This window comes from Ruegeria sp. BE3, from assembly GCF_056538865.1.
This window is the reverse complement of the sequence record NZ_JBQFTW010000002.1, coordinates 217,809-232,946: the sequence shown is the minus strand read 5'-3', so window position 1 is coordinate 232,946 and position 15,138 is coordinate 217,809. Positions and strand designations below refer to the sequence as shown.

The window sequence follows — 15,138 nt, the reverse complement described above, 5'->3', positions numbered from 1 at the left end:
GACATAAAAGATGGCATTCGAAAATCTGGCCCGATCACAGGCGGTTGCGATGCATTTGACCAAAGGGTCGCAACAGCGAGATCTCGGTCAGATACGGCTTGGCCTGCGCTGGCTTTGCGGTCAGATTGGCCCGCAGTTCCAGCAGAGCGAAACATGACGACTCATATTCAAACCGATCCCCTGTCAAACCTGATCGGCAGCGCGTGGATGATCGCAGCCATGGCCTTGTTCGCGCTCGAGGATGCGTTCCTGAAGAGTGCGTCGGGCGCAATCCCGATCTGGCAGGTATTGGTTCTTTTTGGCACAGGGGGTGCCGTCATTTATGCCGTGGTCGCCATGCTGCGCGGCACGAAGCTGTTTCAGCCTGACGTCCTGTCCCGCCCGATGAAGGTCCGCGTAGTTTTCGAGATCTTGGGACGGCTGTTTTATGTGCTGGCCATTGCGCTAACCCCGCTGTCTTCGGCCACGGTCATCCTTCAGGCCACCCCCCTGGTCGTCGTGGCGGGGGCCGCGCTGTTCTTTGGCGAAAGTGTCGGTTGGCGACGCTGGAGCGCCATTCTGATCGGCCTGATCGGCGTGGTGATCATCATCCAACCAACTGGGGACAGCTTTTCGGCCCTATCGATCCTTGCCGTATTGGGGATGCTCGGCTTTGCCGGGCGGGATTTGGCCAGCCGCGCGGCGCCGGCCTCATTGGGAACCGAGGTTCTGGGATTCTACGGCTTCCTCTGCATCGTGGCCGCGGGGCTGGCCTATCGGTTTTGGGAGGGCACGCCCATGCAACCTCTGACGCCAGATGTCAGCCTGCATCTGGTTGGTGCGACCCTGATGGGTGTCATGGCCTATGCCTCGTTGATGAAGGCGATGCGCACGGGTGAGGTTTCATCGGTCACGCCGTTCCGATATTCCCGACTGCTGTTCGGGATTGGTCTGGGTGTGGCGATGTTTGGTGAGCGTCTGGACCAGACCATGTGGATCGGCAGCGCGCTGATCGTCGCCTCGGGGCTCTATATCCTCTGGCGTGGGCGGCGGGACTAGCTCTTGTCGTGGAAGAAGTCATAAACCTTCTGCGCCAATCCGGCTGAGATCCCCTCGACCGCTTTCAAATCCGCCAGATTAGCCCGACTGACAGCCTTCGCACTGCCGAAATGAGCCAACAGAGCCCGCTTTCGCGCAGCCCCCACGCCGGGGATTTCATCCAGCGGCGTCGCGCCAACGGCCTTGGCGCGTTTGGCCCGGTGAGTACCGATGGCAAACCGGTGCGCTTCATCTCGCAGGCGTTGGATGAAGTAGAGCACCGGATCGTTGCGTTGCAGTGCAAAAGCGCGCTGACCGATCCGATGGAATTCTTCTTTACCGTGGTCACGGTCCACACCTTTGGCGACGCCGACCATGGGGATGTCTTCGACGCCATGTTCGACCATGATCTCGTGCACTGCACTCACCTGCCCGGCCCCACCGTCGATCAGCAGAAGGTCGGGCCACATGCCCTTGTCGCGGTCCGGATCCTCTTTCTGCAAGCGGGTGAAACGTCGGGTCAGCACCTCTTTCATCATCCCAAAATCGTCACCCGGGGTTAGGTCATCGCCACGGATGTTGAATTTGCGATAGGCGTTTTTCATGAACCCCTCAGGGCCCGCCACGATCATGCCACCCACCGCGTTGGTGCCTTGAATGTGAGAGTTGTCGTAGACCTCAATCCGGTTCGGCGGGCCGTCGAGTTCAAACGCGTCGGCCACCCCGCGCAACAACTTGGCTTGCGTGGCGCTTTCCGACATGCGGCGGGCCAGCGATTCCCTTGCGTTGCGCAAGGCGCTTGCGACCAGTTCCTGTTTTTCTCCGCGCTGGGGCACCAGGATTTCTACCTTGCGCCCCGCTTTCTCAGTCAGCGCCTCCTGCATCAGATCGGCGTTTTCGATCCCGTCTGACAGGATCAACTGCCGGGGCGGTTCCTTATTGTCGTAGAACTGACCGAGGAAGGCCTCCATCACCTCAGCCGGGGACACATCGACCCCGACCCGAGGATAGAAATCCTTGTTCCCCCAGTTCTGGTTGGCGCGGATGAAGAACACCTGAACGCAGGCCTGCCCGCTATCCATATAAAGGCCGATCACGTCCGCCTCGGTCACGCCACGCGGATTGATGCCTTGCGAGGTCTGTACCTGCGTCAGTGCCCGAATTCGGTCGCGCAGACCGGCGGCGCGTTCGAATTCCATCGCCTCAGAAGCGGTCATCATCTGCTCGGCCAACTCTTCCTGCACCTTGGTTGACCGGCCTGACAGGAACCGTTCTGCGTCTTTGACGCTTTCACGGTAGTCGACATCAGAAATCAACCCGACACACGGCCCCGAACATCGCTTGATCTGATAGAGCAGACAGGGCCGGGTGCGGCTGTCGAACATGGAATCCGAACAGTTGCGCAGCAGAAACGCCTTTTGCAGCTGGTTTAGCGTCCGGTTCACGGCCCCTGCGCTGGCGAAAGGGCCGAAATAGGCACCCTTCTCTTTCTTCGCCCCGCGATGCTTTTTGATCTGCGGAAAGGCATGATCCTTGGCGACCAGAATGTTCGGAAAACTCTTATCGTCTCGCAGCAGTACGTTGTATTTGGGCTTGAGCTGCTTGATCAGGTTCTGCTCCAGCAGCAGCGCCTCGGTTTCGGTCCGTGTGGTCAGGAACATCATCGAGGCCGTCGCGGCGATCATCTTCTCGATCCGCCCGGAATGTCCCGGTCGGGTATAGTTCGAAACCCGCGCTTTTAAGTTCCGCGCCTTGCCCACATACAGAACCCGACTGTCCCCATCCAACATCCGGTAAACGCCCGGCGAGCTGTCCAGCGTTTTCACATAGCGCTGAATACAGGCATAGCCGGTCTTCTGAACATCAGAGGTCGAGTCGGAGTGAGAGGTCATGAGCCAGAGATATGATTCTGTGGTCATGGCTGCAATCTTGTGAGCCAATGATCAAGAGAAAACAAATCCACGGTTTCTGTGGATAACTGTGCAGATAAGTTTTGGGCTGTCCCGAATTTCCCTTGTTTCATTAAGGATTCTTTGATTTGCACAAAAAATAGGCACTTATGTAAGCATTTGTATTTATTGTATATTTTTTCATTCATGGGACAAGTGTATGAAAAACAAGACATTTTTGTAACGTATTCGTAACGGGATTGAGAGCGGTGCAAAACTTGCACCGAAATTACTTATTCTACGCCCAAAACGTCCGGGGTTTGCCAGCCGAGATGCTGCCCGCCATCCACGCACAACAGCTGCCCGGTGACCGTGTGGGCATCCAGGAAATAACCGAGGGCTGCGGTAATATCGGACGGATTCGCCCCACGCTCCAAAACCGTGTTCATGCGTTGCGCCTTGAAATGGCCTTCGCTTTGGCGGTGCCCCTGTATCGTCGGCCCGGGCCCGATTGCATTGACGCGGATTGCGGGTGCCAGAGCCTGCGCAGAAGTACGGGTCAACGCCCACAAACCCATCTTGGCAATGGTATAGGACATGAACTCGGGCGTCAGCTTGCGCACACGCATATCGACCATATTAACGATCAAGCCGGTCGCAACCGGTTCACCAGCACCGTCGATTTCGGGCACCAGCCCTTGTTCTGCTATCGCCTGCGTCAGCACGAAGGGCGCACGCAGATTGCTGTCCATGTGCCGGTCCCAGCTTTGGCGGGTGGCGGTATGGATGTTGTCGTATTCGAAAATCGAGGCGTTGTTCACCAGGCATGTTATCGGACCGCCAAGCGCCTCGGCCGCACACGGCACCAGAGACGTGACATTTCCTTCGTCCAGTAAGTCAGCCTGCAGCGCAATGGCGGATCGGCCCAGCGCCTTGATTTCAGCAACGACCTCTTGTGCTGGTTGCTCCGAGGTCGCGTAATGCACAGCCACATCATACCCGCGCTTTGCCAGGTAGAGGGCCATCGCACGGCCCAGGCGAATTCCAGCACCGGTCACCAAAGCTTGGGGCATGAAACGTCTCTTCCTGTCCAGTTACGCCAACAGAGAGATGACATAGACCGCATACAGAACTGTCAACAACATTCCCCAACCACGCGTGATGTCCTTCTTGAAGAACACAAAAGGGATAAGCAGCAGGGATGCGCCCAGCATGACCCACAGATCAAATTCCAGAAACTCCGGGTCGACAGGAATGCGGCCAAACAAGGTGGCGATGCCGACAATGGCGAGCAGGTTGAACATGTTCGACCCGATCACATTGCCAAGCGCCACATCAGCCTGTCTGCGCAATGCCGCCATCACTGTGGTCGCAAGCTCGGGCAGGGATGTCCCGACCGCGATCAGCGTCAGTCCGATCACGGTTTCGCTTACACCGTAGGTGCGGGCGATCACCGTCGCGTTGTCGACCAGCAGATGCGCCCCCATGGGCAAACCGATCAGCCCCAGCACCAGATAAATGGAAATCTTCCAATAGGGCATGTCGGGGTCGGCCTCTTCCAGGCCATCCAAATCATCGTCATCGGCGCAGGCTTCTCCACAGGCTTTGCGGTGGGCACGCGCCTCACGGAAGGCATTCCAGAGAACCAGTGTCAGCGCGGCAAGCAAGATTGCCCCGCTGAACAGGTTAAACACACCACAGAAAGCCAGCCCAATGAACAGAACCGATGCCAGCAGCATGAAGACATAGTTCTTGCGGCTGTCACATTCGCTTGTGTGCAGGGTGGCCAACAGGGCAGGCACACCGAGAACCAGCAGAATATTCGCCGTATTCGACCCGACCACGTTGCCAAGCGCAATTCCGGGCGCGTTTTCCTTGATCGCGCTGATGGCAATCAACAGCTCGGGGGCGGATGTCCCGAAAGCCACAATGGTCAGGCTGACGATCAGCGCGGGCACCCCCAGACGCAGGCTGAGGTTCACGGCGCCGCGCACCAGTGCATCGCCTGCCAGCAGCAGGATCAGCAGGCCGAGGCCGGATAACAGCCATGCTGTCATGAACGGCCTCCTTTTTCACAGGCACACGGGCCTTTGCCGATTCTGAATCTTCCGCATCGCGTACATCTAGCCGAGTTCAAACGCTTTTGACCGGGAAAGCGCAGCTTCCCGAACATCGCCAAGACGGCCATACCGACCAGGAACAGGGTAACGGCCTTGATGATCACTTTACAGACCGAAACGCGCGTAGGCCGCCCGCTCCTCTAGCCCGGCGATGGCGTCCTGCGCCATCCGGGCCCCAAAGCGCGACCAGATTGGTTTCTTCAAACCGTAACGGCGGAATTTAACCTTTTCACCAAAACGGTCCTGCATCTTGGGCTTGAGATGACCAATGCCGTCGATCAGACCCAATTCCTGCGCCCGCCGGGCCAACCACACTTCGCCAGTAAACAAATCCTGATTTTCATCCAGCTTGCCCCCTCGGCGGGACTTTACATGCGTGATGAAGTTCTCGTGGATGTCATCCAATAGCCGCTTCAGCCGCGCGACGTCCTCTTTCTTCTCCGGAGCAAACGGATCGAGCATCGACTTTGATTGGCCCGCCGTATGGACGCGCCGCTCAAACCCCTGACGCGCCAGAAAGACATGCGCGCCGAACCCCGATGAAATCACACCGATCGACCCCAGAACCGAGCTATCGTCGGCATAAATCTCATCTGCAGCGGCGGCCAGCCAATAGCCTCCAGAGGCGGCGACATCTTCGACAAAAGCATAGACGGGGATGTTTAGCTCATCCGCAAGACGCCGGATGCGCGCCCCGATCAGCGAGCTTTGAACCGGTGATCCACCGGGCGAGTTGACCTCAAGCGCGACTGCCGCGGGCTTGCCTTTGCGAAAAGCTTTGTCCAGAACCGGCGCAAGCGAGGTGGCATTCATCGATCCGCGCCCGGCCACTCCGATAGCGCCAGACAGACGGACCACGGCCACGACAGGCTGTTTTTTCAGGAACGGCACGCTCAGCTTCATGGAAGCCGATGTAGAGCGCGCTCGGCCCGTTAACAAGAGACCCGAAGGGCCATAAACGCGACGTGAACCAATTTCACACACCCAATCGGCAAAAATGCAACGCACTAGCTGCGGATACGCCAACCGGTTTTGAAGATCCAGCCGATCACCGCCAGACACAATCCGGTAAAGCCGAGAATAGCCAACAGGCTCCAGAATATCGGGACATCCGCGATACCGTAGAAGGACCAGCGGAAGCCAGAAATCAGGTAAACGACAGGATTGAACAACGTGATCGTCTGCCAGACAGGTGGCAGCATTGAGATGGAATAAAACGTCCCTCCGAGGAAGATCAAAGGCGTAACGACCAGCTGCGGGATCAGCGACATCTGTTCGAAATTGCTGGCCCAGATGCCGACGATGAACCCCAGAAGGGAAAAGCTGAGGCAGGTCAGAACCAGAAAGGCCACCATCGCCAATGGATGCTCGATTCGTATCTCAACGAAGAATGTGGCCGTGATCAGAATCACCACGCCGACAAACAGCGCCTTGGTCGCCGCTGCGCCGACATAGCCGATAACGATCTCGATGAAATTGATCGGCGCAGACAGCAGTTCATAGATCGTGCCCAGAAATTTCGGGAAGTAGATACCGAACGACGCGTTCGAGATCGCCAACATCACCACCGACAGCATAATCAGCCCCGGCACAATGAAGGCACCATAGGATACGCCCTCGACCTCCTGGATACGACTACCGATAGCGGTCCCAAAGACCACGAAATAGAGCGAGGTGGACAGGACCGGCGACAGAAAGCTCTGCGCCAGAGTGCGGAAGAACCGGGCCATTTCGAACCGATAGATGGCGGCAATGGCGGACCAGTTCATGCGGGCTCTCCCGAGACAAGATTGACGAAGATCTCTTCAAGGCTCGACTGCCGTGTCTGCACATCGCGCAGCACCAGCCCGGCCTGCGCCACATCGTTCAGCAGCGTGGTGATACCCGTGCGTTCTGCGTTAGTGTCATAGGTGTAGATCAGCACGTCCCCCTCGCCGTTCAGCGTCAGCTGATGTTCCGAGAGGCTGTCGGGAATGGCTGGGATCGGGTCGGTCAGCATCACTTCGATCTGCTTCTTGCCCATCTGCGCCATAAGGGTGTCCTTGTCCTGCACCAGCAGAAGCTCACCCTTGTCGATGACGCCGACGCGGTCGGCAATCGCCTCGGCTTCTTCGATGTAGTGGGTGGTCAGAATGATGGTAACGCCAGCCTGCTTCAGCTCGGCCACGATCTCCCACATATCCTTGCGCAGCTCGACATCCACGCCGGCGGTGGGCTCATCCAGAAACAGCACGCGCGGCTCATGCGCCAGCGCCTTGGCGATCAGCACCCGGCGTTTCATGCCGCCCGACAACTCCTTGATCGCATTGCGCCGCTTGTCCCACAGCGACAGCTTGCGCAGAATTTCTTCGATCCGCGCGTTATCGCGCCCGTGGCCGAATAGGCCGCGCGAGAACCGAACGGTGTTCCAGACCTTTTCGAACGGCTCCAATGCGATTTCCTGCGGTACCAGACCGATCATCTTGCGCGCCGCCCGGAAATCCGTCTGAATGTCATGGCCGCCCACCGTCACCGACCCAGAAGTCGGCGTGGTAATCCCGCACACGGTCGAAATCAGTGTGGTCTTACCCGCGCCGTTCGGTCCCAGCAGTGCCAGGATCTCGCCTTCTTCGATGTCCAGCGTCACGCCTTTCAGCGCTTCAAAGCCATCGGCATAGGATTTGCGCAAATCCCGGATGGATAGAATGGTTGTCATGCGGTCCCTCGTTCTGGCCCTACAACCTATCGCGCCAGATCAACAGGGAACAGCCCCATCACGCACAGAGCCCTGCGCGCCAGCGCAGAGATTAGTCGCGGCCCGTCAAACGCCCCAGCCAACCCGGCTTAGCTTCCTCTTCCGACGCGTCGCCTTCTGGTTCAGGATCATCGAAATGGGCTTGCAGATTGGCAAAGAACTGATCGGCCATCTTTTTGGCAAACCCATCGATCAGACGGCTGCCCAGCTGCGCCAGCTTGCCCCCCACTTTCGCCTCGACCTCATATGTCAAAGCAGTTCCGCCCGCGTCGTTGGCCGCCAGCGTCACTTGGGCGCTGCCTTTGGCAAAGCCCGCCGCACCGCCTTTGCCCTCGCCTGCGATAGTCAAGCGCTCAGGCTCGACCATATCGGACATGGTGACTGTACCCTTGAAGGTCGCCTTCACCGGGCCGACCTTTTGCACAACGGTGGCCTGATAACCGTCTGTCGGATTGCCGGTGATCTCTTGCGCGCCACCGATGCAGGCTTTCAGCACTTCGGGGTCCAGCAAGGCACTGTAAACAGCGGCAGGCGGAGCTTGAATCTCACGCGTGTCGTTAAGCTGCATCTGGCAATCCTCTCTTACAATACTACGACCGACCTAGCCCTGAAACGACGACGCAAGCAACCCATTTGCAACGGCCCGGCGCATTCTCCGCTTGCATTTGATATCCCATGACGAAACCCTGTCGCGCAGGAGGACACCATGCTGGCAGGTTTGCGTATCATCGAATTCGAAGGGCTCGGCCCCGCCCCGTTCGCCGCCATGACGCTGGCAGATATGGGGGCTGATGTGATCACCATTCACCGCAAAGGTGGTGCAATCACCCCCGGCATGCCCGAATGCTCCCTCTTGGATCGTGGCAAACGGTCCATCGCGCTGGACCTCAAGGATCAGGAGGACTTGAACACCGCAAAACACCTGATCGCCACCGCTGACGCGCTGATCGAAGGTTTCCGCCCCGGCGTGATGGAGAAGCTTGGGCTCGGCCCTGAACCTTGCCATCACCTCAACCCAGCACTGGTCTATGGCCGGATGACAGGCTGGGGGCAAGACGGGCCCCTGTCCAAGACCGCAGGCCACGATCTGAACTATATCGCCCTGTCAGGGGCGCTTTGGTACGCATCCCAGCCAGATCAACCACCCCAGACGCCCGCCACGCTGGTTGGCGATATCGGAGGCGGAGCCATGTATCTGGTGGCCGGTTTGTTGGCCGGTTTGATCAACGCAAAAAACGCCGGCATCGGTACAGTGGTCGATGCCGCAATCTATGACGGCTCGGCCCATATGATGAACCTGCTGATGAGCTTGCGGCAAACTGGAAACATCTCGGACACACGTGGCCAAAGCTTGCTGGACGGCCCCCACTGGAGCCGCGTCTACACATGCGCTGACGGCGGGCACATTTCGGTACAATGCCTGGAGCCCAAATTCTACGCCTGCTTTCTCGAACAACTCGGCCTCTCTGAAGACGCTGAGTTTGCGAAACAATACGACCGCCGCGCCTGGCCCCGCCTAACAGAACGCCTCACAGACCTCTTCGCCACAAAACCCCGCGACCATTGGGCAGACCTGTTTCAAGGCAGCGACGCGTGCGTAGCCCCCGTCTTGTCACCTGAAGAAGCGCTGGTCCATCCGATGAACACCGCGCGCCAAACATGGATCGACCCCGACGGCACGAGACAGGCCGCCGCCGCTCCGCGGTTCTCGACCCATCATTGGCACCCCAAACCAAGTCCCAAACGCGGAGAGCATACGCAGGACGTTCTGAACGACCTCCCGCCCGCTTCATCTGGCTAAAAATATCCCGGGGGTGAATTGGCTGCAGGCCAAGAGGGGGCTGGCCCCCTCACCCGCTTATCGCCCGCGCACCGTATCAATCATCAACTGAACATTCTCAGGATCCGCATCCGGCGTTATCCCGTGCCCCAGATTGAAAATATGCGGGCCCTTCGAAAACGCCTCGACAATCCGGCGCGTCTCGTCCACCAGCGCCGGCCCACCTGTCACCATATGGGACGAGGCAAGGTTTCCCTGTACGCAGCCATCGACCTGCACATGCTCAGCCGCCCAATCTGGCGAAACAGAATTGTCCAGTGCCACGCAATCCACACCGGTGGCCTTGGCGAAACCTACATAGCCATCGCCTGCTTCGCGTGGGAAGCCGATCACAGGAATGCCCGGGTGGCGCGCTTTGATCGCCTGCGTGATTTCACGACAGGGCTCAACCGCGTATTTATGAAACGCCTCACCTTTCAGCGACCCGGCCCAGCTGTCGAAGATCTTCACCACCTCAGCACCTGCTTCGATTTGAGCAGACAGGTACTCGATCGTCGCCGCTGTGATCCGATCCAGCAAGGCCTCGAACAATGTCGTGTTTTCCTCACGCAACACATGGGCAGGACCCTGATCTGGCGTGCCGCGCCCTGCGATCATATAGGTGGCCACAGTCCACGGCGCGCCCGCGAATCCGATCAGAGTCGTCTCGGACGGCAATTCCCGCGACAAAATACGAACCGTCTCATAAACCGGCGAAAGGGTTTCATGAATGTCCTCGACTGGCTTCAGCGCATCAAAATCCGCTTGCTGCGTGATCGTGGACAGGCGCGGACCTTCGCCGGTGGCGAACCACAGGTCTGCACCCAGGGCCTGCGGAACCAGCAGAATATCGGCAAACAGAATCGCTGCATCAAACCCATACCGGCGGATCGGCTGCAAGGTGACTTCTGCCGCCAGTTCCGGATTATAGCAGAGTGACAGGAAATCACCGGCCTGCGCGCGGGTGGCGCGATACTCGGGCAGATAGCGCCCCGCCTGGCGCATCATCCAAATCGGCGGAACGTCCTGAACTTCTCCCGCCAGTGCTCGCAGCAGTTTCTTTGTCTCGGCCATACCTGCCCCCAATCTTTTGGTCTGCCGCCACGGGTCGGGCCTCAGTGGCAATTTGTCAAGCTCTGCCCCCATTGTCAGGGCAATGTGACGCGACTAAAGCTGTGGCCATGACTTTGACATTGCCAACCCCCGCATCGCCACTGAAAATCGGCACCCGTGGATCGCCTCTCGCGCTGGCGCAAGCCTATGAAACGCGCGCGCGCCTGGGAAAAGCTTTTGATCTGCCTGAAGCGGCTTTCGAGATCGTGGTGATCAAAACCACAGGCGACAACCGCGCCATGATTGATGCTGACCGCCCACTGAAAGAGATCGGCAATAAGGGTCTCTTCACTAAAGAAATCGAAGAAGCGATGTTGAAGCGTGAGATCGATATCGCAGTTCATTCGACCAAAGACATGCCCGTGGAACAACCCGAAGGGCTGGTGTTGGATACTTTCCTGCCGCGCGAAGATGTGCGCGATGCTTTTATCTCACCGAGCCTGAGTTCAATCCACGATCTGCCGCAAGGCGCTGTGGTCGGCACTTCATCGTTGCGACGCCGGGCACAGTTGTTGAACCGGCGGCCTGATCTGAAGGTGGTCGAGTTCCGCGGTAATGTGCAAACCCGATTGAAGAAACTGGCCGATGGCGTTGCGGATTGCACATTTCTGGCGATGGCCGGATTGCGTCGGTTGCAAATGTCCGAAGTCCCGGCCACCGCGATTGCGCCTGAGGACATGCTACCCGCTATTGCGCAAGGCACCATCGGCATCGAACGGCGTAGCGACGACAGTCGCGCCGGTCAGATGTTGGAAGCCATCCACGATATCGAAACCAGTCAGCGCCTCGCGGCAGAGCGCAGCCTTCTGGCTGGACTGGATGGGTCCTGCGAGACTCCGATTGCCGGGTTGGCGGAAATCCGGGACGGCCAATTGCACCTGCGCGGCGAAGTGCTGCGCCCCGATGGGTCCGAATCGATCAGCGAAGAGGCCACAAGCCCCGTCGAAAACGGGCACGAACTGGGCCGCGCCATGGCCGAATCCTTGTTGAAACAGGCTGGCCCCGGGTTCTTCGACTGGCGTTAATTTAAGAATTTCTCGTTAATGTGAACTGCTTCACTGTCGCTCGCGCAATGGTGGTGCAGTATGAGTTCATTCCGATGAGGATAGAAGGTCAGTCTCGAATATATCGAAAGTTTTAGCCCGTATTGTTTTAGATAGTATTCGAGGGGGCGAGATTGATCTTTCTGTCCGATTGAGGCGGGGCGCGGTTGATATCCAACTGCGTCCCGTTTTCATTTTTGTTCGGCGAGCTGCCCCGCAGCGCTGTGGTGGCTGAATACTACCAGCTCAGCCTGCGGCTCGGCCCGGAAATCCACCGTGCGACCAAGCAAAGACCGGTAAAAACCTGCGAGGCCGGATTCAACACTAGGTGCCAAAGCGGCGCAACCGTCACATAGATCTGCGATAGCAAGCTGAGGCGCACGCTCGCGTATGGCAGTCAATAATCGATCATGAGCCCGCGTCAGAGCTACAAACTCTTCAGTGTCGGCCAGCGCCTTATCACCAACCAGAACAAAAACCGGTTCGGGTTCGCTTTTGCCCTTCAGGTCGACATACCCTGCTTCCAACAGCGCCAGATCGGATTGCGCTACCTGCTGCACGCTCTGGGACACAAGGATATCGTAATCCACATGGCGGCAATTCTGTTCGATCCTGGCCGCAACATTCACCACATCGCCTATCACCGTATAGTTGAAACGGCTGCGCGATCCGATATTACCAACACATGCCGATCCCGTTGCGCATCCCGTAGCCAAAGCGATTTCCGGACGGCCTCGCATGATGGGTGAGGCATTGAATCCCCGCAACGCCGCGCGCATTTTCAGTGCCGCCCAGGCGGCGCGACAAGGGTGATCTTCGACCGGTAGAGGCGCATTCCAGAACGCCATGACCGCGTCACCTATGAATTTGTCGATTGTGCCGCGTTCATCCAGAATCTGGTCGCCGATTTTCGAGAACAACTCGTTCAGCAAGGCCACGAGATCGGTGGCAGAAACCGACTCGGACAGAGGGGTAAATCCGCGGATGTCCGAGAACATCACGGTGATCTCCTGCGATTCACCGCCCAGCTGCAATTGATGGCCGTTGGCCTCCATTTCATCCAGAATCTCTGGCGCCACATAGTGCGAGAATGTCTGTCTAATCACGCGCTTCTCGCGCTCGGTCGAGGCGAACAAGTATCCCGCCAGCAATCCGAAATTCGCCATCCCCCCGGCCAGCGGGAATGTGGCGTCAAACAGAACGGATTGGTTGTAGAACGCCAGCCAACTGATCGCGATCACCACCGCCGCTGCGACGCCGCCGGCTATGAATGAGGCTACCGCACCGAAACTCGACATTACTCCGATGACGATGAGGCCCAGAAGAATAAAGGATAACAGCTCAAGGGCAGAGGTGACATCCGACCTGCTGAGCATCTCACCTGCCAATATCTGTTCAAGTATCTGAGCATGGATCGACACGCCCGGCACCGATTCACCCAACGGGGTTTGGTGCATATCAAACAGACCTGCGGCGGATGTGCCTACCAGAATAATGCGGCCCTCAATTTCCGAACGCAGCGCGGGGTCATCCGGGTTCTGCATGATTGCGTCTGCTGACAGATATAAATCTGGCTGATCTCGCCTGTACCTGACCCAAACCTCGCCATTTTCGGTTGTTGGCAATCGAAATTCCCCGATCTCGACCGCAAGGACGATCCCCTTCTCGTCCGAAGAACCCTCAACCAGAATATAGGGCGCATCCAGAGCAATCCTCAGAGCTTCGATGCTCAAACCCGGCAACGCTCCATCCGGTCCGCCCCACAGTGCCGGAACCCGCCGCACGACCCCCATTCCGCCGATGGGTGAGACATTGACGCCACCGATTCCGGCCGCACTGCGGTCCAGCGGCGGGGCAATTGGCGTCCAGTAAGGCACCGAGACCAAACCTGCCGTCGGGTTTTCACCGATCTCGACGATACCAGCTTTCGCGCGTACTTTGCTTCCTTCCTGAGACGTTCGTGCGGCGGTGCCCATCACGACCGGCCAGTGAGCGACCTCCAACCCGAACAAGACATCATAATCAAGCTTTTGCGCATGACTCTCGATGGTCAAAACCCCATCAAGCGCCGGATCATTGAGCAAACGCGCAGGCGAATATCTATCGGGCTCGACAAACAACATATCAAAGGCAATTGCCGCCGCGCCGTTTTCCCCGAGGTTCTGGACCATCTGCGCCAATAAGGTGCGTGGCCAAGGCCATTGCCCCCAGCTTGCCAGCGATTGCTCGTCTATATCCAGAACCCGAACCGGCAGTTCGGGGTTGTATTCCCTCGGTGTAATGCGCTGAAGAATGTCGAAGTAGATCAAGCGCGACATGCGCACGGGATAGGGGTCCAGAACTCTTATGAAGCAACCCAACAGGATCAGTGCCAGGCCTACCAGCCTAAATCCCAATCGTCGCCCAATTCTGTCTTTAATCTTACCCGCCACGGTCGCCTCCCTGGCGCAGGGGGAAAAGAACTCAAATCTTGATCTAGCCTACCATCCCGCAGTCGCGGTCAAGTCACCTGCAGTGGCCGTGGCTTGCGCGCCTGATCCGGCAGCGCTGCCTCCGGAAGGATCAGCCGAGACATTCAAACCGCCCCCCGAGCTCACACCTGCGCCGGACGAAGTGCCCGAGCCTACGCTCGACCGCGCCCCGGGATTGTCTCCGCTTTGACGAGCCGGAGCTTCTGTGCGCGACTGTACCTCTCTGCGGGTTGCCTCTTCACGGGGCGCCGCAGGGTTCCGGTCCGGTCGCAACGGTTCAACTTGTGGTACGCTCGCCGTTCGGTCAGAACAGCCTTCGGCACGGAACTGAAAGGATGGCAACAAGTTCTGCTGAGATCTGACAAACGGAAAACCGCCTTCTAGCGCCTTGTCGTATTGCGCCTGATCGGCAGGTCGTCCGACCTGTCCGCCTGAATTGGTCGCGAACATACTGCATTGCCGACTTGCCGACCGACACGATCCACGCCGCCCGCACATCTGCACGGTCCCCTCGAGTACCAACATCGCACTCTGCTGTTGTGAAGTGATCCACATATCGAAAGTAGTGCCGCGCACCGCCATCGTGGCCGACGGCGTTTTGATCGAATAGGCCCGCTTGCGGCTTTTGCCCGAGATGAACCGGAAACTGCCCCCAAGCGCCTGAACCGTAAAATTCTTGGCCTTACGATTCCCCCGCAGCATGGAGACATCTAAAATCATCTGCGCATTCGGACCCACCGCAATCTTGGTCTCATCGACAAACAACAGCTGAACAACGCCCGTCCGGTTGGTCGAGATCGTGTCCCCCGACACTAAATCCATACCCTCACGCAGGCGAATTTTCTTGCCGGAGCGAGTTATCTCGGCACCGGGCTTTACACTCAGAACTTTTCCGATTGACGCAATCACCGGCGCCGGTATCGCAAGTAGGA

The 15,138-nt window shown here is 58.2% G+C and carries 14 protein-coding genes; 4 read left to right on the top strand and 10 right to left on the bottom strand.

The genetic code is table 11. The features are described 5' to 3' along the window. Positions 1-10 precede the first annotated feature (10 nt). Positions 11-157 carry a hypothetical protein gene (locus ACR0AZ_RS08520; RefSeq protein WP_480470997.1) on the top strand — a complete coding sequence of 49 codons (147 nt, stop codon included), beginning with the start codon at positions 11-13 and terminating at the stop codon, positions 155-157. After that, positions 154-1,038: a DMT family transporter gene (locus ACR0AZ_RS08515; protein WP_480470998.1), complete on the top strand. Its 885-nt coding sequence runs from the start codon at positions 154-156 to the stop codon at positions 1,036-1,038. The genes ACR0AZ_RS08520 and ACR0AZ_RS08515 overlap by 4 nt, the downstream gene beginning before the upstream one ends. Here ACR0AZ_RS08515 and uvrC read toward each other — a convergent pair. From uvrC to ACR0AZ_RS08480, 7 genes are all read right to left on the bottom strand, one after another. Further along, positions 1,035-2,909, bottom strand: a complete 1,875-nt coding sequence (uvrC, locus tag ACR0AZ_RS08510) for an excinuclease ABC subunit UvrC (protein WP_480470999.1) — start codon at positions 2,907-2,909, stop codon at positions 1,035-1,037. The genes ACR0AZ_RS08515 and uvrC overlap by 4 nt on opposite strands. Positions 2,910-3,199: 290 nt before the next feature. After that, on the bottom strand, positions 3,200-3,979 hold the full coding sequence (locus tag ACR0AZ_RS08505) for an SDR family oxidoreductase (protein ID WP_480471000.1): 780 nt from the start codon (positions 3,977-3,979) through the stop codon (positions 3,200-3,202). Positions 3,980-4,000: 21 nt separating this feature from the next. Then, complete coding sequence (locus tag ACR0AZ_RS08500) at positions 4,001-4,963, bottom strand: calcium/sodium antiporter (RefSeq protein ID WP_480471001.1); 963 nt, start codon at positions 4,961-4,963, stop codon at positions 4,001-4,003. Between the two features lie 168 nt (positions 4,964-5,131). Then, complete coding sequence (locus tag ACR0AZ_RS08495; protein ID WP_480471002.1) at positions 5,132-5,929, bottom strand: S49 family peptidase; 798 nt, start codon at positions 5,927-5,929, stop codon at positions 5,132-5,134. A 104-nt stretch (positions 5,930-6,033) separates the two neighbouring features. Continuing rightward, on the bottom strand, positions 6,034-6,795 hold the full coding sequence (locus ACR0AZ_RS08490; RefSeq protein WP_480471003.1) for an ABC transporter permease: 762 nt from the start codon (positions 6,793-6,795) through the stop codon (positions 6,034-6,036). Next, positions 6,792-7,721, bottom strand: coding sequence for an ABC transporter ATP-binding protein (locus ACR0AZ_RS08485; RefSeq protein ID WP_480471004.1), 930 nt, complete (start codon positions 7,719-7,721; stop codon positions 6,792-6,794). The genes ACR0AZ_RS08490 and ACR0AZ_RS08485 overlap by 4 nt, the downstream gene beginning before the upstream one ends. Positions 7,722-7,812: 91 nt before the next feature. Further along, positions 7,813-8,328, bottom strand: coding sequence for an SRPBCC family protein (locus ACR0AZ_RS08480; protein WP_480667226.1), 516 nt, complete (start codon positions 8,326-8,328; stop codon positions 7,813-7,815). A gap of 138 nt (positions 8,329-8,466) precedes the next feature. Here ACR0AZ_RS08480 and ACR0AZ_RS08475 point away from each other — a divergent pair, with 138 nt between their 5' ends. Continuing rightward, positions 8,467-9,561, top strand: coding sequence for a CaiB/BaiF CoA transferase family protein (locus tag ACR0AZ_RS08475; protein WP_480471006.1), 1,095 nt, complete (start codon positions 8,467-8,469; stop codon positions 9,559-9,561). 57 nt (positions 9,562-9,618) lie between these two features. On the opposite strand, the gene hemE is transcribed toward ACR0AZ_RS08475, so the two are convergent. Next, on the bottom strand, positions 9,619-10,653 hold the full coding sequence (hemE, locus tag ACR0AZ_RS08470) for a uroporphyrinogen decarboxylase (protein ID WP_480667225.1): 1,035 nt from the start codon (positions 10,651-10,653) through the stop codon (positions 9,619-9,621). Between the two features lie 107 nt (positions 10,654-10,760). Between hemE and hemC the strand changes: the two genes are divergently transcribed. Beyond that, positions 10,761-11,717: a hydroxymethylbilane synthase gene (gene hemC, locus ACR0AZ_RS08465; protein ID WP_480667224.1), complete on the top strand. Its 957-nt coding sequence runs from the start codon at positions 10,761-10,763 to the stop codon at positions 11,715-11,717. A gap of 209 nt (positions 11,718-11,926) precedes the next feature. Here the strand turns inward: hemC and ACR0AZ_RS08460 are convergent, their stop codons facing one another. Then, a complete protein-coding gene (locus tag ACR0AZ_RS08460) occupies positions 11,927-14,167 on the bottom strand; it encodes a CHASE2 domain-containing protein (RefSeq protein WP_480667223.1) in 2,241 nt (746 codons plus the stop codon). Between the two features lie 48 nt (positions 14,168-14,215). Next, positions 14,216-15,115, bottom strand: coding sequence for a FecR family protein (locus ACR0AZ_RS08455; protein WP_480667222.1), 900 nt, complete (start codon positions 15,113-15,115; stop codon positions 14,216-14,218). Positions 15,116-15,138 lie beyond the last annotated feature (23 nt).